The following is an 18,718-nucleotide window of genomic DNA, read 5'->3' as shown; positions in this document are numbered from 1 at the left end:
TAGGCATTACGACCAAATATTTGTATCTTCACTATAGATTATACAGAAACGTATGTACATTTTAAAAAGCCCTATAGAAGACAAAGAATTACCTATTAAGATACATATAAGTTTTGAAAAAATTTATTCGTACTTAGAAGAAATCTGCCTTGATAAAACGGATATTTTTTACGACTCTGCTTCTCAATTATTAGAGGAGATGAATAAATATCCATTACTAAGAGATGGTTTTACAGACTTTTCTTTATTACACACTTACGAAAATCAAATTCAGAAACTACTATCTATTTTGTTTCCCGGTTTGTTACAGAGTAACGAAATTAAAGCAGCTTCTATACCTTTTGATATGACGTCGTTTATGCTTTCTAAAAGGTTTAGAAACATTATCGACAATGCTGGTGATGATTACGTTTTTGATGTCAGAAACTTTGACAATCAAAATATGTATATTATGACTTGTCTATACATCTTATCTTATTTATACAACTATCACATAGACTTTAAACGTCCTTTTTTCTATGATATTCCTGACAAAAGAACCAATACAGTAAAAAGTTATAGAGCGCTATACAACGCAGATTTTGCATCTATCATAAAAACTGATGCGGCTCCAGAAATTACTGAAGAAGACATAAAAATTTTATTAAGTAATTTTGAGAATATTGATATTTGGAAAGAAAAATTTCCACCAAACTCTTATATTTTTAAAGGTTTTGGAATGATCAACCTTTTTGATGTAACCCAAGATGAAGTTATTTCTAAAATAAAAAACACTTTCATCAAAAGAAATATTAGTAGCCTACACAAATTAGAAAAACAAATTAGACAATTGTTTAATTTACCCGATCTTAAACTAGGGATTTCTATTTACAATAAAGACAGAGAAAGTCATTCTAATTTTATAAGACACAACCAAAATCATAGTTTAATAGCTAAAGATATTTGCACAGATCCAGAACACCATTTTTGTAATGGAATTGTAGACAGAGTTTTTAACACCTCTTTAACCACTACCATCCCAGACCTTGAAAGTTACAAAGACAAAATGGGAGAAAATGAGTTTTACAAAACTGTAAGAGGCAACAAACTGCAAAGTATTATTTTAGTTCCTATAGAGTTGAGTAACTCTTTTATGGCTATTTTAGAACTAGGTTCGCCTACTAAATATGAACTAAACTCTATAAATGCATCTAAACTTAAAGATATTTTACCCGTTTTAAGCATTACGGTAGAACGTTCTATTGATGAACATCAGAATTTATTAGAATCCATTATTCAAGAAAACTATACAACTATACACCCAAGTGTAAAGTGGAAGTTTTACAATGCTGCAGATGAATTTATATCACCGTCTACAAACAGCAACTCTAAGTTAAAAAACATCTCTTTTAAAAATGTATACCCATTGTATGGTCAATGTGACGTAAAAGGATCTTCTGATGCACGTAACAAGGCAATACAAGAAGATTTATCAACGCAAATAAAAAGTACCATTCAATTATTTGATAAAATTTACAACAAAGAAAGTCTACTTGTTTATAAAGAAATTATATATCGCTTAGAAAACACATTAAGTTCTATTGTTGATGGAATAAAAACTACTGATGAATTAATAATTACTGATTTACTTAAAAAGGATATTTATCCAATACTAAATCATATTAAAAAAACAAAACCCGAGTTTAAATCACTGATTGTATCCTATGAAAGTGAAATAGATCCTAACTTAAATATTGTTTATAAAAAACGAAGAGCTTACGAAGATTTTATCACGCACCTTAATTCTAGTTTGGCTAAATACTTAGACCTTTCTCAAAAAGAAGCACAAAAGTTTTATCCACATTATTTTGAGCGCTTTAAAACAGATGGGCTAGATTATAATATGTACATAGGAGATAGTATTACAAACACCAAAGAATTTCATCCTATATACATACAAAATCTTAGACTTTGGCAACTACAGCAACAATGTGAATTGGAGTACATTGCTAGAGATATAGACATAGAACATCCAGAAATCAGTCTTCAGGTTACTTCTTTAATTTTAGTCCATTCTGTGCCTCTAGATATTAAATTTAGAATGGATGAGAAAAAATTTGATGTAGATGGTGCCTATAACATGCGCTACGAAATAATTAAAAAAAGAATAGACAAATCTTATATTAAAGACACCACAGAAAGACTAACTCAACCAGGAAAAATAGCAATTGTATATACTCACGAACACGATCTAGATGAATATCTTAGATATATTGAGTATTTAAGAAAACAAGAGTATTTTTTAAATGAAATAGAATTTTTAGACATTGAAGATCTGCAAGGAGTCTCTGGTTTAAAGGCAATTAGAGTGGCTATTAATTATAACAAAGCCAGTAAAGATGAAATCTCTTTTCAAAAACTAATGGAGATTACAAAAATTATTAGTGATTAAATTCCTAATCCTAAATTGTAAAAAGCAATTCCAAACGCAACTACCGAAGCAATAATTCCTGTCATAAAAATAGAATATGTTATTCTTAACAATCTATATTTTCTAGCCAATACAATACCTAAAAAGTACAAATCTTTATTTAAAGATTTGTACAAGTATTCTTTATCTTCCATCAAAGTAAATATTCCATCATCAAAAACCTGTAATGGCATTTTATGAAAATTTCCAAAAAACAATAAATTCACTTTTTTATTATCAATATCCTCTTGTGTAAACGTGCCTGATGTTACTTTGGGTCTTGTAGAAATAATAGCAAAAACCATTGAAACTACAGCTGTTAATAAAAATATTAATGTAGGTGCTATTAAATAATGATTGTCTGCTTTGTCTAATTTTGGAAATAAATTAGACAAAGCTAAAGATAATATTATCGCATTTACACTCAATAAAATATTGGCTTTAGTATCTGCAATATCACTTAACTTAATATGGTTACGCAATGTAACCCTGTACATGGTTTCTATCGTTTTATCTGCTTTACCTGGAGTATTTTTCTCTTTATTCTTTGCTTTTTTTTCCTCTCTTTTCAGAATAGCATCATCCTCTTTTTGTACTGCTTTTTTTAACTTTTTTTCGTTACCAGCCAAATTTATAGCTTTCATTGCACTCCAGTTTCTAAATGCAAAATTGGTATAAAACTTATGACCTCTTAAAAACTCAGAATTACATTGATACCATTCTACATCAGTCATCGTTTTCCCTTCCAACAACTCCCATTCGGCTCTTAACAGTTTGCTATTGTCCTCAAAAGAAGTAGTCGCAACATGAAACAAATCTGCATCACATATAATTTTTTCAATAGCACTTTTGGGAGCTTGTGGCATTTGTGTAGCCTTAATACAACCTACAACCTTATCTATACCTTCTGAATAAAATTTATGATCTTTTAAAAACGATATTGCTTCAGAAATACTAGCATCTTCGTGATTTTCTCCACCCCTTATGTATCCAACATCATGAAACCAAGCAGCAATTAAAACGCATTCGCTATCTTCTTCTGATATCTTTTCTTCTTTTGCTAAAGTTTTAACAGCATCTACAACATCTTGCGTATGAGATATACTGTGATAAATAGTACCCGCAGGTAAATTATGTTTTAAATAATTAACAACATATAATTCTACAGATTCAACCATCGATGAGTTCATACTTTTAACACTGTTTTTACCAAATTTATTAAAAATAAGTTTATTTTAGTTTATCATTACATCAAATTAAAAATGAAATTTATTTCTCTACAAAATTACCTTTTAATTCTAGCCTTTTTAACCCTAACCAATTGTGCCACACACAAGAAGCAAATTTCTTCACAATTTAAAAACTGGGATAATAATAAGGTATCTATAAAAGAACAAAGTAACATCTACTTAATTGGTGATGCTGGTAACAGTCCTAGCGGAAATAAAACGCTACAAAACCTTGAACAAGAATTAAAAAAAGAAGGTAAAAATAGTAGTCTTATTTTTTTAGGAGATAATGTATACCCTAAAGGAGTTTCTAACAAAGACAATAAAGATCAGGTTGATCGTTTAAATTCTCAATTAAATATTTTAAAAAACTACAAAGGACAAACTATTTTTATTCCGGGTAATCACGATTGGTATTATGGTTTAGACGGATTAAAAACACAAGAAAAACTAGTAGAAAAAGCTTTAGGAAAAAACACTTTTTTACCAGAAAACGGTTGTCCTTTAGAAGTCGTTCATTTAAACAAAAATGTAGATGTAATTGTAATAGATTCTCAATGGTATATTACAAATTGGAATCATCACCCAGAAATGAATGATAAATGTGATGAAATTAAAACAAGAGATAAGTTTTTTGTAGAACTAGAAGGATTAATTAATAAAAGTCAGGAAAAAGTAACCTTAATTGCCATTCACCACCCTGTAGTTTCTAGAGGTACACATGGTGGACAATCTTCTGTTCATCAAAATATTTTTCCAATAAACAATAAAATTCCCTTACCTGGTTTGGGAACTCTTGCACAAACTATTAGAAAATCTAGTGGTTTAAATCCGCAAGACCTACAAGGCTCTAAATACAATGAGTTAGTACAAAGAGTAAGTACTTTAGCCAAAGAACATGATAGGCTAATTTTTGTATCTGGTCATGACCACAACTTACAATACTTGTTTAAAAACGGAATGCCACAAATTATTAGTGGTGCAGGTTCTAAAAGTTCTCCTACATATTTAGGTAAAAATAAAGGCTTTACTTTTGGACAAAATGGATATGCTAAATTAAGTATCTCTAAACAAAAGCAAGTGACTGTTGCTTTTAAAAGTGACAATCAAACTGTTTTTGAAACAGAAATTTTTCCTGCTTCTAAAAAGAAAACTGATAAGAAATATAATTTAGAAAACACACCTGCTTATGTAGATGCTTTTATTTACAACAAAAATCAAACTGACAAAAATAAAGCTTATCAATTTATTTGGGGAAATCATTACAGAAATGAATACAGCAAATTGGTTAATGCAAAAACAGTTCTTTTAGACACACTTTACGGCGGACTTACTTTGGTAAAAAAAGGAGGTGGCCATCAATCCAAATCCTTACGTTTGGTAAATCCTGACGGAAAACAATATGTAATGCGTGCATTAAAAAAGAGTGCCGTTCGTTTTTTACAAACCGTTGCTTTTCAGAATGACTATATAGCCAACGACATGGAAGATACTTATACAGAAAATATTTTGTATGACTTTTATACGTCGGCACATCCTTATACTCCATTTATTATTGGTGATTTATCAGATCCCATAGGAGTGTATCACACCAATCCTAAATTATTTTACGTACCTAAACAAGATGCTATACGCCCTTTTGACGATGAATTTGGTGATGCTTTGTACATGATTGAAGAAAGACCCGAAGACGGACATACCGATTTAGCTTCTTTTGGTAAACCTGATGATATTATAAGTACAGATGATTTGTTTGCTGAATTACGAGAAAGTAAAAACCACAAACTTGATGAAAAAAATTATGTAACTGCTCGTTTGTTTGATATGATATTAGGAGATTGGGACAGACATGTAGACCAATGGAGATGGGCTGTTTTTAAAGACAACAAACACAAAATATTTAGACCCATTCCTAGAGATAGAGATCAGGCTTTTTCTAATTACGATGGACTTTTATTAACCACAATAACCACTATAATAGATCCTATTAAATTAATGCAGACATACAAAAAAGACATTAGAAATCTTTTTAAATTTAATGATGAACCCTATCCTATTGATGTCTCTTTATTACAAGAAGATGACTTTACTATTTGGAACCAACAAGCCACGTTTATTAAAAATAATTTAACCGATAAAATTATAGACGATGCCTTTAATAAACTACCCAAAGCAGTACAAAACAAAAACATTGAGCAAATAAAATCTGTTTTAAAATACAGACGAGATCATGTAGAAGAAATTGCTTCAGAATACAGAAAAACACTAGAGAAATTTGCAATTATTAAAGGTACAGATAAAGATGAATGGTTTGATATTACTGCCGATAAATACAAGACAACCATTAGCGTGTACAATCTTAAAGATGATGAAAAAGAAGATTTGCATTTTACAAGAAGCTTTAACAACAAGAACACCAAAGAAATTTGGGTGTATGGTTTAGATGATGACGATAAATATCAGATAAAAAACGTATCTAAACACAGTCCCAAAATCCGATTGATTGGTGGACAAAACAACGACACGTACACTGTAGAAAATGCTAAAAACATTGTTGTTCACGATTTTAAAAGTAAAAACAATACCTTTCACGGAAAAGTAAAAAAACACTTAACAGACCAATACAATAAGAACACTTATCAGTACAGAAAAGTAAAGGACAACACGCAAACACTTTTACCTTTAATTGCATACAACCCTGATGATGGTGTTAATTTTGGAGCTAGTATTACCGTAGCACATTATGGTTTTAATCAACAACCTTTTACTAACAAACACAGCTTAGCCGTAAAATATTACAGTGCAACTACCGGTTTTGACATTACACACTCTAGTGAATTTGCTACTTATTACAACCATTGGAATGTGTTTTTTAACACTCGTTTTACCAGTTCTAATTTTAGCAACAACTTTTTTGGGTTTGGAAATAACACTATAAATATTGACAACGACAAAGGACTAAATTATAACCGAGTAAAAACAGAAATTAAAAAATTTGAACCTGGTTTTGTTTGGGATAATTTAAGAGGAGCTAATTTTAAATTTAGCATTCCTTTTAAAATTTATGAAATTGAAGAAATTACCAACAGATACCTAAATACGTTACCTATTAATTTTGACGAACAAAACTTTATAGGGGCTAATACCAATTTTAGTTATCAAAATTATGACAGCACCACTTTACCCACTTTAGGTTTTTCTTTTAATCTAAATTCTGGATGGGATTATAATTTATCTAAAGATTCCTCTTTAGGATTTATAAAAACTAGTTTGGGAATTTTACACCCATTGTCTTCTAATAAAAAATGGATAATTGCTAGTAAGATTCGTTCTCAATTTAACTTAGGAAATCAATTTCAACTGTATCAAGCTGCATTTATTGGAGGTAATAATGGATTAAGAGGTTTTAGAAACGAACGTTTTGCAGGAAAAAGAGCTTACAGCCAAAATACCGATATTAGATACACTATAAACAGAGTTAAAACTGCTGTTTTACCTATAACTTATGGAGTTTCTGCAGGCTATGATTACGGTAGAGTTTGGTTACCTTCAGAAACATCAGACCGTTGGCACAATGCTTATGGTGGTAGTTTTTGGGTAAGTATTCCTGGAGTTACCAAAGCCAACTTTAATTTATTTAACAGTAAAGAAGGAGCTAGATTTACCTTTGGAGTTGGAGTGAATTGGTAATAACTAAATTACATTTGTTCTAAAATCAACTAAAAAAAACAAGAAGAAGTATTTTAATTTACTTCCTCACACCTTATATCTTTTAACATTAATTGTAAAGAAGAGTAACCATTCCAGTTGTTTTCTTCTAAGGTAAAAGCAGCTTCAAAAGTTTCAGAGTTGTTAATTTCTTCTAGTTTATCTCCCATACTAAAACCAATGGCATTGTATGTTTTTTTATCTGCTCCATAAACAATATTTAATCGCAAATGTTCTGGAAAATCTTCTTCATTTTCTACTTTACCAATTCGTTTACCATAACCATTATCTCTTAAACCTGTAGCCTTAAAAACAGGTTTCATATTCACAGGACCAAAAGGAGCAAATTGAGATAAAATTCTAAAAAACTTTGGTGTTAAGTCTACCAAATCAACCTCAGCATCAATGGTAATTTCTGGAGAAGTTAATTCAACAGGAAGTGTTTCTTTTACTACTTTTTCAAAACAAGCTTTAAAAGCTTTGTAATTTTCTGGCAACAAAGTAAGTCCTGCAGCATATTTATGCCCTCCAAATTGTTCTATGTGTTCAGAACAAGCTTCTAGCGCATTGTAAACATCAAATCCTTTTACAGAACGAGCAGATGCAGCTAACTTGTTCCCGCTTTTGGTAAAAACCAACGTAGGTTTGTAATAAGTTTCTATAACTCTTGAAGCCACAATACCAATAACACCTTTATGCCAAGTTTCACAAAAAACAACATTCGTGCTGTTTTGCTCTTCATTATTTTCTCTAATTTGTTCAATAGCTTCATACGTAATTTTTTTATCTAATTCTTTTCTATCTGCGTTGTATTTATCTATTTCTTCTGCAAATTTTTTGGCTAAATTTTCATTCTGTTCAGTTAACAACTCAACAGCATGAATTCCTTGTTTCATTCTACCCGCTGCGTTAATTCTAGGAGCAATAATAAAAACAACATCGGTAATGGTTAGTTCTGTTTTGTTTATTTGATTTAATATTGCTTTTATACCAGGTCTTGGATTGGAATTTATCACTTTTAACCCGTGATAAGCCAATACTCTATTCTCTCCATCCATAGGAACAATATCTGCTGCAATACTAACAGCCAATAAATCTAAATACGGATGCAGTGTTTCAAAAGGTTCTTCTAAAGTTTCTGCAATGGCTTGTATCAATTTAAAACCGACTCCGCATCCCGAAAGTTCATCATAAGGATACTTACAATCTATTTGTTTAGGATCTAAAACAGCAACTGCATCTGGAACCGTGGCTCCTGGTCTGTGATGATCACAAATAATAAAATCGATGTTTTTTTCTTTTGCATAGGCAACTTTATCAATGGCTTTAATACCACAATCCAAAGCAATAATTAAAGAAATATCATTGTCCTCTGCAAAATCAATTCCTTGGTATGAAATTCCGTACCCTTCTTTATACCTATCCGGAATATAAGTTACCACATTAGGATAAATAGTCAGTAAATAAGACGACATTAAAGCTACAGCTGTAGTACCATCTACATCATAATCTCCAAAAACCATAATGGTTTCTTCTGCTTCTATGGCTTTAAAAACTCGTTCTACTGCCTTATCCATTCCTTTCATTAAAAAAGGATTGTGTAGTGTTTTTAGGCTAGGTCTAAAATATTCTTTGGCTTTGTCAAAAGTATCAACTCCACGTTGTACCAAAAGAAGCGCAATAGTTTTATCTACCCCTAAAGAAGTAGCCAAACTATTTACAGTTTCTATATTTGGTAAGTTTTTGGTTTTCCAACGCATAACATGTAGTTGTCTAAATTAGTTCTAATTTGCTAATTTATAATATAACTATGCATTTTAAAGACACAAATAGTAATTAAAGTAATTATTTTACTCTTGTAATGGTCAATCCGTCTCTAATAGGTAATAATATTGTTTCTACTCTAGAATCTTGATTTACTTTTTTATTGTAATGTAATAGTTCTCTGGTATCTATATCTTTAGGATCTAATTCTTGCACTACTTTTCCGCTCCATAAAACATTGTCTGATAAAATAACTCCTCCCGGATTCATTTTATCAATAATTAAATCAAAATAATTGGAATAGTTAGCTTTGTCAGCATCAATAAAAACCAAATCAAATTTTTCATCAATGTTAGGAATAATATCTATTGCATTTCCTACATGTTGATGCATTTGTGCTCCCCATGGTGACAAATCAAAATACTTGCGTTGCAAATCAAACAACTCTTCATTTTTATCTATAGTATGTAATACTCCTGTAGATTGTATTCCTTCACACATACAAAGAGCAGAATACCCTGTATAAGTTCCTATTTCTAAAATATTCTTAGGATTGATTAGTTTGGCTAATATAGACAACAACCTCCCTTGGTAGGTACCACTTAGCATACGTGGATTTAATACGGTTTGCCAAGTTTCTGTATTTAAATCTTGTAAAAGTTCTGGCTCTTGCTGAGAATGATTTACGGCATACTGATCAATCCCTTCTGGTAAAAAGTGCATCTTATTTTTCTTTGTCTAATTCTTTAATTTGTGCTTTTAGTCTTTCTTTATCCTCTGCACTTAAACAACACTTATGTGACTCTTGGTATTTTTTTGCCAAGGCACATATATCAGACAACTCTGAGTTTTGTCTACTAAATAACCTACACGTTTTGCAATACACAAAATGTAGATTTAATTTTATTTTATCTAAAAGACTCGCTTCTCCATATTGTGCTTTTGTACAAATTGCAGTAGCTTCTTTACATGTAATTTTAATTTTTCCCATGGCCATCCTTACTTTTTAAACCAGTTATCTTCCATACACTTTCTTAATTGAGTTCTGGCTCTATGGATGATAACCCAAAGATTAGACGAGGTTATGTCCAACTCATTACAAATATCTTCTGTATCAAACCCCTGAATTGTTTTCATTTCAAAAACCATTCTATATTTTTCTGGTAACTTTTCTATACAAGCCTGTAAAGCTGCACCTAATTCTTCAGATTCCATTTCAGCATCCGCACCTCCATTCCACTCTTGTGGAACTCTTTCTTCTAGCCAATCCCCATCTCTTTCACCATCACTGTAAAAGTTCATACGAACTTCGGCCTTCCCTTTCTTAGAATTTGTTTTACGATAATGATCTATAATCTTTCTTTTTAAGATTGAAATTAACCAAGTTCTTTCACTTGCTTTACCTTCAAAATTTTTCATAGATTTTAGACCCGCAAAAAACGTTTCTTGTACTAAGTCTTTGGCCTTTTCAGCATCACTTACCCTAGCAATTGTGTAATTAAACAAATAGTCCGCATAAGAGTCTATCCATTTATCTGGATCTAGTGTATGTATTTTAGTTTCTTCTGACATGTTCCCTTGTAGGTTTTACGTGATAAAGATATGGTTTTTCTCAACAAATGTGCCATTTTACACTCTGGAATCTAAATATAGTAATCTATAATTTAATGATTCTATTTCCTTAAAAAAGAGTAATTTTACACACTAAATTTTTTAGATTCTATTAAAATTATGTCTGCAATAAAAAAAGAATACAAGAGAATTACCACCAACACGTTAATTAAAATGAAAAGTAATGGAGAAAAAATCTCTATGCTTACGGCTTATGATTTTACCATGGCTAAAATTATTGACACTGCTGGTGTAGATGTAATTTTAGTGGGAGATTCTGCCTCTAACGTAATGGCAGGTCACGAAACTACCTTGCCTATTACTTTAGATCAAATGATTTACCATGCAAGTAGTGTGGTTAGAGCTACCAAAAGAAGCTTGGTAGTTGTAGACATTCCTTTTGGTAGTTATCAATCAGACTCTAAAGAAGCTTTGCGTTCTGCTATTAGAATTATGAAAGAATCTGGAGCACATGCTGTAAAAGTAGAAGGCGGTGTAGAAATAGAAAATGCTTTGTCTAGAATTATTCAGGCAGGAATTCCTGTAATGGGACATTTAGGATTAACTCCACAATCTATTTACCAATTTGGAACTTATACAGTTAGAGCTAAAGAAGAAGAAGAAGCTGAAAAATTAATAGCGGATGCTAAATTTTTAGAATCTAAAGGTTGTTTTGCTTTGGTATTAGAAAAAATACCCGCAAAATTAGCCCAAAAAGTAGCCCAAAGTTTAACCATTCCTGTAATTGGAATTGGAGCAGGTGCTGCTGTAGATGGACAAGTATTGGTTACACACGATATGTTTGGAATGACTCACGAATTTCATCCTCGTTTTTTACGCAGGTATTTAAACTTATATGATGATATGAGTAATGCCGTAGAACAATACACAAAAGATGTGAAATCGGTAGATTTTCCTAATGAAAAAGAACAATATTAATACAAATTAGATTTTAATATTGTTCAAAAAAATTCCATCATGAAAACATTCTTTAAACTACTTCTAATAAACATATTGCTACTAGCTTCTTGTAAAGAAGAGAAAAAAGAAAGTCCTAAAACTACAATTACAGAAAGTGTTGAACATAAAGAAGAAAGTTTCACCACAAATAAACCTTCAGAAAACACAACAATAGCATCTAAAGAACATTATATATGCTACAATTCCGATGATATTAAAGATTTAAAAATTTGGATTAAATTTAACAACAATAAAGCTACTGATGTAAAGTACAAAAGACAAAAAACATCTATAGCTCTTACTTATCTAAAGGAAGAATTTATCAAAGGAGGAGCACATCCAACAATCATTAAATACTATAACGAAATAATTGACGACAAGCTAAACGGACAATATATTTTAACGCATTCTGGAATATGGGATTATGTAAAATATATTAGAGTAAAAGATCATAAAGAATTCAAATTCACTATTGATCACAACTCAAACAATTATAGCGACAAACCTTGTTTTTAATAAAATTTTGATTAAAAACACAAAACAACATTTTCTTAATATCAACTCTCTTTTTTCTAATTTTTATTTACTTAAATCAGTTGATTCTTTTTAATTTTACTTTAAACACTTTATTTAAAAATTCACATTTTAAAGCTATACAAAAACTTAGTAAATAATTTATTTATGAAAACTTATATTACAATTATAGCTTTAATCTTAATTAGTTGTTCTAAAAGTAATGATCTCAATAATGGAAAATGCAGAATCATTTTTAGTGATGGTATATTTCTAAAAAAAATAATTTCTGAAAATTCAGATATTATTTTTAATCCATCAACAAGTGAAAACATTAATTACAAAGACACAACCCTCTATCAAACTCGTTATTTTTATAACAAAAAGAATCAGTTAGAAAAAAGAGTAAAGTATAACTATGCAGCTTATAAAAATTCTTCTCCCACATACTACTCTCCTAATCAATTAAACTATGAATCAACTGATAGTTTAATTTATGATAATTCAGGTAGGCTTAATAAATTATATGCCAAAAACTCTTATTATATATATGAATACCTAAACACTACTAAAAAAGTCAATATCATTCACCACTATTTCGGTTCTAACAAAAAACTTTACGCTACTGAAAATATTACCTATGATAATCAAAATCGTATTCATACAACAGTAAAAACGTACGTTAAACAAACTTCTAGTATAAGTTACACTTCTAGCAGTAAAAAAGAGTATAAATACCTAAATAATAATTTAGCTGAAATAAGAACATTCAGTACTTCTATAAATACAGAAGATAACTCTGAAACAAGCCACCATACAATTCAAAAATTTGAAAATTATGATAGTTATCCAAACCCTTTAAAAAACTTGCCTTTTATCGATTTAAGAGGTATTTCAGAATCTGAAAACAATTACAGAAAATATACTACAAAAACTATTAGTTATCATAACAACTCATCAGATACAACAACCAATAGTGGTTATGAGTTTACTGATAAAAGTTTAAAATATCTTGAAAAAACTAAAGAAGAATGTGATTACTAAATCAGACAACTATTTTAATTTAGCCATTTGTAAACAACAAAACCCCTCTGCATAATATCTAATTATGAAAATACTTCACATAGACTCCAATCATCCTGTACTACAAGAAGATTTAACTTTATTTGGTTGTATAAACCACGAAGATTATACCTCATCCAAAACAGAAATAGAGGCTAAAATTGTCAATTACGATGGTATTGTAATCCGTAGTCGTTTTAAAATAGACAAAACGTTTATAGATGCTGCCAGTAATTTAAAATTTATTGCACGTGTGGGTGCGGGATTAGAAAGTATAGATTGTGAGTATGCAACAAGTAAAGGTATTGCTCTAATAGCTGCTCCCGAAGGAAATAGCAATGCTGTTGGAGAACATGCTTTGGGTATGATTTTAAGTTTGTTTAACAACTTAAAAAAAGCCGATTTAGAAATTAGACAAGGTCAATGGCTACGAGAAGCCAATAGAGGTTTAGAGCTAGAAGGAAAAACAATTGGATTAATTGGTTACGGAAACATGGGAAAAGCCTTTGCTAAAAAACTTAAAGGTTTTGACTGTACTGTACTTTGTTACGATTTAAAAGAAAATGTAGGCGATGAAAATTGCACACAAGTTTCTTTGCAAGAACTACAACAAAAAACCGATGTGTTAAGCATCCATACTCCACACAACGAGCAATCTTTTAAAATGATTGATGCTGATTTTATCAACGGATTTAAAAAACCTTTTTATATCATCAATACAGCTAGAGGAACTGCTATTGTTACTAATGATTTGGTAGCTGCTTTAATCTCTAAAAAAATAGCAGGAGCTTGTTTAGATGTTTTGGAATACGAAAAATTATCTTTTGAAAACCTTTTTGAAAACAATCAACTTCCAAAAGCGTTTGAATATTTAATTCAGGCAGACAACGTTTTACTCTCTCCACACATTGCAGGTTGGACGATAGAATCTAAATACAAACTCGCAAAAACAATCACTCAAAAGATACAGCAACAATTTTTTATTAAAGAATTGTAATGTTTACTTTTATGCTTAGACAACTTTAGCATGAAACAAATAATAGAACAACTACAAAACATTAAACAAAACACCGATTTGAACTATAGTGTAAAAACGAGTGTTGAAGATTTTACTCAAAAAATTTTTAGTGTTTTATTTGATGACAGTATAGATTTAGCCAACGGCTTTAAAGAATTAGAACTTTTATTTAAAAAAGCAGCTAAAATTTCATGTGCTTCTACTCAGGAGATTTGCGACAAAGCTTGGATTGTTTTTGCAGAAAAACTCCCCTCTATTTTAAAAGATCTAAACAAAGATGCTACCTATTTTATGGAGTCTGATCCGGCTGCAAGAAGAGTAGAAGAGATTTACTTTGCTTATCCTGGATTTTATGCCATCGCCATACACAGATTAAGTCATGAAATATACAATCAAAAACTGTATCTTTTTGCTAGGCTAATGAGTGAATATGCACATCGTTTAACCGGAACAGATATTCACCCTGGTGCTACTATTTATGCCCCTGTATTTATAGACCATGCTACGGGAATTGTTATTGGAGAAACTTGTATTATAGAACCCAATGTTAAAATTTATCAAGGAGTTACTTTAGGAGCTTTAAGCGTTAGTAAAGACAAACAAGACACCAAAAGACATCCTACCGTAAAATCTAACGTATGCATCTATGCAAATGCAACTATCTTAGGGGGAGAAACTATCGTGGGAGAAAATTCAATTATTGGAGGAAACGTTTGGGTAACCAAATCGGTACCTAGCAACTCTGTAGTTTACAATACCATTCAAGCAAATATAAAATCTAGATAATAAAACATGACAAAGAATTTTCAACTTGCTCTCACACTTTTTTTATTGGCCTTTACCACCAATTGTTATTCCCAAAAATCTTTAGAAAGTGTTGTGGAGGAACAATCTGTTAAAGATGATTTTAGACATACTTGGCAAGGAATTGCTCATTTTTACACAACTCCATTTAAATGGAAAAAGCCACAACTAGTACAAGTGGGATTGGTTTTAGGAACCTATGCTGCTTTAACTTTTGTTGATGAAGATATTCACCCTCTATTTACAGACCTAAGAGATGATGTTCCTACTCCTGTAAGAGAATTTGGAGATTGGTTTGGTGGCCCTATCAATGCTGTTGTGTTTTCTGGAGGATTATATGCTTACGGACACTTTGCTAAAAAAAATAAAGTAAAAAAAACAGGAATCTTATTAATGTCATCCATTGCTGCAGCCGGTTTTTTGCAAACCACCATCAAAACTATGGTGGGGAGAGCTAGGCCATCTGCAGGTGTAGGATCTAGAGCCTATAAACCTTTTACACCATTAGCAGCCTATCACTCTTTTCCGTCAGGACACTCTGTAGTGGCTACCGTATTTGCACACAGTATTGCCAGACAAATAGACAATCCTTGGGGAAAAGCAGGTGTTTATGCAGTTGGAGCTATTACTCCTATTTCTAGATTATGGGATGGTGCTCACTGGTTTTCCGATGTGGCTTTGGGAACTTTTATCGGTTTTATTACCGTAGATAGTTTGGATAGATATTTAACTAAAATATACGAAGGTGAAGATTCTGGTAAAAAACTAACCAACACCTGGAAACTAGATGCTGGATTAACAAATTTTAAACTTAGCTATACTTTTAACTAATTATGAAAAAATTATTTATTTTTTTTCTTATATGCTTCGCTCATACAGCTTACAGTCAAGAAACAATTGAAACAGAAGAGACGACTCTAAACACAATTAAAAGTGATGTTAATTCTACCTTAAAGGGGATTGGTCGTTTTTACACTTCTCCTTTACGATGGAAGAAAAAAGACTACATAGGTGCTGGTGCCGTAATAGGTGGTTTTGCTGCACTTACCTTAATTGATAGTTATACAGAAAAAATGGCTAAAAGACATGAGCCCCACATTCCTAGTGCTATTAAAAAATTTGGAGATGGATTTGGAGGACACGTAAATGCTTTTGCTTTTTCTGGAGGAATTTACGCTACTGGATTGATTACTAAAAACAATAAAATAAGAAAAACAGGGGCTTTAATGTTTACTTCTGTTTTAGCAGCAGGTTCTTTACAAACCATTATAAAAGTAATTGCGGGTAGAGCAAGACCTAGAGTTGGAAATTATAATACTTTAGATCCTTTTACTTTAGACAAACAATACCATGCATTTCCATCGGGTCATTCTATAGTATCAATGGTTTTTGTACATTCCATTGCTAGACAAATAGACAATACTTGGATAAAAGTAGGATTGTATTCAGCTGGTGCTATTGTACCCATTTCTAGAGTTTGGGCAGAATCACACTGGCTTTCTGATGTGGCTCTAGGAACCACTTTAGGTATTTTAACGGTTAATTATCTAGACAACTATTTAACTGAAATTTATGAGGGTAAGAAAGAACAAAAATTAACTCAGTTTTGGAAATTAAGACCAGGTTTGGGTTCTTTAAACCTTAGTTACACTTTTAATTAAACCTATTATGTATCACAAATTATTAGAATATATTGGAAATACTCCATTGGTAGAAACTACCAATTTGGTAAAAAACCCCAACGTAAAATTATTATTAAAATTAGAAGGAAATAATCCAGGAGGAAGTGTAAAAGATCGTGCTGCTTACTACATGATTAAAGGTGCTTTGGATAGAGGTGAAATTAAAGATGGAGACAAACTAATTGAAGCAACTAGTGGTAATACCGGAATTGCTTTGGCCATGATTGCTCAATTACTAAATATAAATATTGAATTGGTTTTGCCAGAAAACTCTACTGCAGAACGTGTGCAAACCATGAGAGCTTATGGAGCTAAAGTAACCTTAACATCAGCTAAAACAGGAATTATAGGCTCTAGAGATTATGCTGATGAAAAAGTAGCGCAAGGAGGATACATTATGCTAAACCAATTTGCGAATGATGACAACTGGAAAGCACATTACAACACCACAGGACCCGAAATATGGAGAGATACCGATGGAAAAGTGACTCACTTTGTGTCTGCCATGGGAACAACAGGAACTATTATGGGAACCTCTACATTTTTAAAAGAACAAAATCCTAACATACAAATTGTAGGTGCCCATCCTGCTGATGGATCTCAGATTCCTGGAATTAGAAAATGGCCAGAAGAGTATTTACCAAAAATATTTGATCGTTCTAAAGTAGACACCGTTATGGAAGTTTCGGAAGCAGATGCTAGAACCATGACCAAACGTTTGGCCAAAGAAGAAGGAATTTTTGCTGGAATGAGTTCTGGTGGTTCTGTAGCAACAGCTGTTAAACTAGCAGAAACATTAGACAGCGGAACTATTGTTGCTATTATTTGCGACCGTGGAGATCGTTATTTATCTTCTGATTTATTTGATTAATTCTTACATATCTATAAACTAAAAAAGAGCCAATAAATTATTGGCTCTTTTTTAGTTTAAGGCAATTCTTAGTACAAAATCATCGCAAGTTATATATAAAATTGATTGCTCTTTATTAAACGTACAATTAGAGGTTTTTCTATCCGTTTTTATAGTTCCTAAATGTTTTCCTTTGGGACTAATTAACAAAACCCCGTCTGGCCCCGTCATAAAAATAGTTCCACTTTTATGGATAGCCATTCCATCTGGTCTTTGTTTTGCTATACTTTTTTTCCACAAATCTTCTGCATCAAAAAGAATACGTTCTTTAGCAAAAGCTCCTTCTTTTAAAAGATCTATAGCTATTAATTTTGCGGGTTTAGAGTTGCTTATGTATAGTGTTTTTTCATCGGGAGATAAAATGATTCCATTAGGGGTTGGGTATTTTGATGTTATCAACGTTACATTTCCTGCAACATTAACTTTGTAAACTCCAGAAAATTTAATCTCTTTATTTTTTAGATTTAATCCAAAATTAGGATCTGTAAAATAAATATTTCCTTTAGAGTCTACCACCAAATCATTAGTACTATTGTATTTTTTCCCTTTAAAATTATCTGTAATTGTTTTAAAATTAGATTGCTTAAGTTCTTTACTAATCTCTAAAGAAGCTATTTTTCTATCTCCTGTTTGACACAAAATTAAAAGTCCTTTATTATTTAAAAACATTCCATTAGAACCTTTTACTCTTTTACTATCGGGATTTCCTGTAAATCCACTAGGATATAAAAAAGGCACAGTTCCTTCTTTTTCTGTCCATTTATAGGCTATATTTTTAGGAACATCAGAAAACAACAATGCATTTAATACAGGTATCCATACAGGTCCTTCTGTCCATACATGTCCTTTAGAAATAATTTCTATTTTGGAATTTAATGGAACTATTTTATCAAATGCAGTTCCAAAACTTTCTAAGTATCCTATTGTGGCATATTCTTGTTTTTGTGCAAACAAAGAGTGAACACAAATCACTAAAAAAATAACAAACTCTTTTCTATATCTCATATT

General features: G+C 31.2%; 16 protein-coding genes. 10 read left to right on the top strand and 6 right to left on the bottom strand.

Annotated elements, in window-relative coordinates; all coding sequences use genetic code 11:
* Positions 1–52: 52 nt before the first annotated feature.
* Complete coding sequence (locus FHR24_RS04835) at positions 53–2,431, top strand: GAF domain-containing protein (protein WP_167184671.1); 2,379 nt, start codon at positions 53–55, stop codon at positions 2,429–2,431.
* Here the strand turns inward: FHR24_RS04835 and FHR24_RS04830 are convergent.
* Positions 2,428–3,639 carry a Pycsar system effector family protein gene (locus FHR24_RS04830; RefSeq protein ID WP_167184667.1) on the bottom strand — a complete coding sequence of 404 codons (1,212 nt, stop codon included), beginning with the start codon at positions 3,637–3,639 and terminating at the stop codon, positions 2,428–2,430. The genes FHR24_RS04835 and FHR24_RS04830 overlap by 4 nt on opposite strands.
* 72 nt (positions 3,640–3,711) lie before the next feature.
* Between FHR24_RS04830 and FHR24_RS04825 the strand changes: the two genes are divergently transcribed.
* Positions 3,712–7,368 (top strand): metallophosphoesterase, encoded by a 3,657-nt coding sequence (locus FHR24_RS04825; RefSeq protein ID WP_167184664.1) that lies wholly within the window; start codon positions 3,712–3,714, stop codon positions 7,366–7,368.
* A gap of 53 nt (positions 7,369–7,421) precedes the next feature.
* Here FHR24_RS04825 and recJ read toward each other — a convergent pair whose 3' ends face one another.
* From recJ to FHR24_RS04805, 4 genes are all read right to left on the bottom strand, one after another.
* Complete coding sequence (gene recJ, locus FHR24_RS04820; protein WP_167184661.1) at positions 7,422–9,146, bottom strand: single-stranded-DNA-specific exonuclease RecJ; 1,725 nt, start codon at positions 9,144–9,146, stop codon at positions 7,422–7,424.
* 85 nt (positions 9,147–9,231) lie between these two features.
* On the bottom strand, positions 9,232–9,873 hold the full coding sequence (locus tag FHR24_RS04815) for an O-methyltransferase (RefSeq protein WP_167184658.1): 642 nt from the start codon (positions 9,871–9,873) through the stop codon (positions 9,232–9,234).
* Between the two features lies 1 nt (position 9,874).
* The gene (locus tag FHR24_RS04810) at positions 9,875–10,141 is read right to left on the bottom strand and encodes a hypothetical protein (RefSeq protein WP_167184655.1); all 267 of its coding nucleotides are present in this window, start codon (positions 10,139–10,141) and stop codon (positions 9,875–9,877) included.
* An 8-nt stretch (positions 10,142–10,149) separates the two neighbouring features.
* On the bottom strand, positions 10,150–10,722 hold the full coding sequence (locus tag FHR24_RS04805) for a sigma-70 family RNA polymerase sigma factor (protein WP_167184652.1): 573 nt from the start codon (positions 10,720–10,722) through the stop codon (positions 10,150–10,152).
* A gap of 159 nt (positions 10,723–10,881) precedes the next feature.
* On the opposite strand from FHR24_RS04805, the gene panB reads away from it, so the two are divergent.
* The 8 genes from panB to cysM all read left to right on the top strand — a co-directional run bounded on the left by panB (position 10,882) and on the right by cysM (position 17,671).
* Positions 10,882–11,700 carry a 3-methyl-2-oxobutanoate hydroxymethyltransferase gene (gene panB / locus FHR24_RS04800; RefSeq protein ID WP_167184649.1) on the top strand — a complete coding sequence of 273 codons (819 nt, stop codon included), beginning with the start codon at positions 10,882–10,884 and terminating at the stop codon, positions 11,698–11,700.
* A 39-nt stretch (positions 11,701–11,739) separates the two neighbouring features.
* Positions 11,740–12,237 (top strand): hypothetical protein, encoded by a 498-nt coding sequence (locus FHR24_RS04795; protein WP_167184646.1) that lies wholly within the window; start codon positions 11,740–11,742, stop codon positions 12,235–12,237.
* Between the two features lie 165 nt (positions 12,238–12,402).
* Positions 12,403–13,278 (top strand): hypothetical protein, encoded by an 876-nt coding sequence (locus tag FHR24_RS04790; RefSeq protein ID WP_167184643.1) that lies wholly within the window; start codon positions 12,403–12,405, stop codon positions 13,276–13,278.
* A 64-nt stretch (positions 13,279–13,342) separates the two neighbouring features.
* Positions 13,343–14,293, top strand: coding sequence for a 2-hydroxyacid dehydrogenase (locus FHR24_RS04785; protein ID WP_167184640.1), 951 nt, complete (start codon positions 13,343–13,345; stop codon positions 14,291–14,293).
* 30 nt (positions 14,294–14,323) lie between these two features.
* On the top strand, positions 14,324–15,100 hold the full coding sequence (gene epsC / locus FHR24_RS04780; RefSeq protein ID WP_167184636.1) for a serine O-acetyltransferase EpsC: 777 nt from the start codon (positions 14,324–14,326) through the stop codon (positions 15,098–15,100).
* Between the two features lie 6 nt (positions 15,101–15,106).
* Positions 15,107–15,949: a phosphatase PAP2 family protein gene (locus FHR24_RS04775; RefSeq protein ID WP_167184632.1), complete on the top strand. Its 843-nt coding sequence runs from the start codon at positions 15,107–15,109 to the stop codon at positions 15,947–15,949.
* A 2-nt stretch (positions 15,950–15,951) separates the two neighbouring features.
* Complete coding sequence (locus FHR24_RS04770) at positions 15,952–16,779, top strand: phosphatase PAP2 family protein (RefSeq protein WP_167184627.1); 828 nt, start codon at positions 15,952–15,954, stop codon at positions 16,777–16,779.
* Between the two features lie 7 nt (positions 16,780–16,786).
* Positions 16,787–17,671, top strand: coding sequence for a cysteine synthase CysM (gene cysM, locus FHR24_RS04765; protein WP_208412285.1), 885 nt, complete (start codon positions 16,787–16,789; stop codon positions 17,669–17,671).
* Positions 17,672–17,722: 51 nt separating this feature from the next.
* On the opposite strand, the gene FHR24_RS04760 is transcribed toward cysM, so the two are convergent.
* A complete protein-coding gene (locus tag FHR24_RS04760; RefSeq protein ID WP_167184624.1) occupies positions 17,723–18,715 on the bottom strand; it encodes an SMP-30/gluconolactonase/LRE family protein in 993 nt (330 codons plus the stop codon).
* Positions 18,716–18,718: the final 3 nt, after the last annotated feature.

The sequence above is a fragment of the Wenyingzhuangia heitensis genome (genome assembly GCF_011762155.1).
Classification (GTDB): Bacteria; Bacteroidota; Bacteroidia; order Flavobacteriales; family Flavobacteriaceae; genus Wenyingzhuangia; species Wenyingzhuangia heitensis.
This window is presented reverse-complemented; position numbering and strand designations above follow the sequence as displayed.

Coding starts and splice junctions, on each gene's coding strand:
- FHR24_RS04775 (WP_167184632.1), top strand. CDS start 15,107: ATGACAAAGAATTTTCAACTTGCTCTCACACTTTTTTTATTGGCCTTT.
- FHR24_RS04825 (WP_167184664.1), top strand. CDS start 3,712: ATGAAATTTATTTCTCTACAAAATTACCTTTTAATTCTAGCCTTTTTA.
- FHR24_RS04805 (WP_167184652.1), bottom strand. CDS start 10,722: ATGTCAGAAGAAACTAAAATACATACACTAGATCCAGATAAATGGATA.
- FHR24_RS04835 (WP_167184671.1), top strand. CDS start 53: ATGTACATTTTAAAAAGCCCTATAGAAGACAAAGAATTACCTATTAAG.
- epsC (WP_167184636.1), top strand. CDS start 14,324: ATGAAACAAATAATAGAACAACTACAAAACATTAAACAAAACACCGAT.
- panB (WP_167184649.1), top strand. CDS start 10,882: ATGTCTGCAATAAAAAAAGAATACAAGAGAATTACCACCAACACGTTA.
- recJ (WP_167184661.1), bottom strand. CDS start 9,146: ATGCGTTGGAAAACCAAAAACTTACCAAATATAGAAACTGTAAATAGT.
- FHR24_RS04815 (WP_167184658.1), bottom strand. CDS start 9,873: ATGCACTTTTTACCAGAAGGGATTGATCAGTATGCCGTAAATCATTCT.
- cysM (WP_208412285.1), top strand. CDS start 16,787: ATGTATCACAAATTATTAGAATATATTGGAAATACTCCATTGGTAGAA.
- FHR24_RS04830 (WP_167184667.1), bottom strand. CDS start 3,639: ATGAACTCATCGATGGTTGAATCTGTAGAATTATATGTTGTTAATTAT.
- FHR24_RS04790 (WP_167184643.1), top strand. CDS start 12,403: ATGAAAACTTATATTACAATTATAGCTTTAATCTTAATTAGTTGTTCT.
- FHR24_RS04785 (WP_167184640.1), top strand. CDS start 13,343: ATGAAAATACTTCACATAGACTCCAATCATCCTGTACTACAAGAAGAT.
- FHR24_RS04770 (WP_167184627.1), top strand. CDS start 15,952: ATGAAAAAATTATTTATTTTTTTTCTTATATGCTTCGCTCATACAGCT.
- FHR24_RS04810 (WP_167184655.1), bottom strand. CDS start 10,141: ATGGGAAAAATTAAAATTACATGTAAAGAAGCTACTGCAATTTGTACA.
- FHR24_RS04760 (WP_167184624.1), bottom strand. CDS start 18,715: ATGAGATATAGAAAAGAGTTTGTTATTTTTTTAGTGATTTGTGTTCAC.
- FHR24_RS04795 (WP_167184646.1), top strand. CDS start 11,740: ATGAAAACATTCTTTAAACTACTTCTAATAAACATATTGCTACTAGCT.